At 69.6% G+C, this 467-nt stretch carries 1 protein-coding gene; it reads right to left on the minus strand.

Translation table 11 applies throughout. The features are described from left to right. Positions 1 to 467: 1-deoxy-D-xylulose-5-phosphate synthase N-terminal domain-containing protein (locus LPA54_RS37815; RefSeq protein WP_228984944.1), on the minus strand; the 467-nt coding region annotated here is incomplete at both ends.

A 467-nucleotide genomic window follows, 5' to 3' on the forward strand; every position in this document is an offset into this window, starting at 1 on the left:
TAGCCGTCGGTGGTGCGCAGCGTGGCCAGGTGGTTGGCGAGGCCGCCGATGGTCGGGGCGTAGGAGCGCTCGTTGTCGTTGACGACGATGACGAGCGGGCGGTCCTTCGCGGCGGCGATGTTGTTCAGCGCCTCCCAGGCCATGCCGCCGGTCAGCGCGCCGTCGCCGATCACCGCGACGACGTGGTCGTCCCGGCCCAGGACCTCGTTGGCCTTCGCCAGGCCGTCCGCCCAGCCGAGGACGGTGGAGGCGTGGGAGTTCTCGATGAGGTCGTGCTCGGACTCGGCACGCGCCGGGTATCCGGACAGGCCGCCCTTCATCTTCAGCCTGGAGAAGTCCTGGCGTCCGGTGAGGAGCTTGTGCACGTACGACTGGTGGCCGGTGTCCCACAGGATCCGGTCCTTCGGGGACTCGAAGACCCGGTGCAGGGCGATGGTCAGCTCCACCACACCCAGGTTCGGGCCGAG

The organism is Streptomyces sp. DH12, assembly GCF_020873895.1.
In the GTDB taxonomy this organism is placed as follows: domain Bacteria; phylum Actinomycetota; class Actinomycetes; order Streptomycetales; family Streptomycetaceae; genus Streptomyces.